We start from the raw sequence: 511 nt of genomic DNA on the forward strand, positions 1-511 counted from the left end.
TCGTAGCAGCCGCTCGCGGTTACAAATTGACTCTAACTATGCCTGAATCAATGAGCCTTGAGCGCCGCAAGCTACTTAAAGCACTAGGCGCAAACCTTGAGCTAACTGAAGCAGCGAAAGGCATGAAAGGCGCAATTGCTAAAGCAGAAGAGATCGTAGCAAGCAATCCTGAAAAATACCTTCTTCTACAACAGTTCAACAACCCTGCTAACCCGCAAATTCACGAGAAAACCACTGGCCCTGAAATCTGGGATGCGACAGACGGTGAAATCGATGTGCTAGTAGCAGGCGTTGGTACAGGCGGTACAATCACAGGTACAAGCCGTTACATTAAAGGTGAGAAAGGTAAAGCGATCACTTCTGTTGCTGTAGAACCTGCAGAATCACCAGTAATCGCGCAAGCGCTAGCAGGCGAAGAAATTCAACCAGCGCCACATAAAATCCAAGGTATCGGTGCAGGTTTCACTCCTGGAAACCTAGATTTGGACATTATCGACCGAGTTGAGCCAGT

Annotated in this window: 1 protein-coding gene; it reads left to right on the plus strand. The window is 47.9% G+C overall.

The window, feature by feature from the left end; all coding sequences use genetic code 11:
• Positions 1–511, plus strand: a 511-nt coding sequence (locus R7P74_RS29570) for a pyridoxal-phosphate dependent enzyme (RefSeq protein WP_318124319.1), incomplete at both ends; no start/stop codon positions are given.

The organism is Vibrio sp. 2033, from assembly GCF_033339735.1.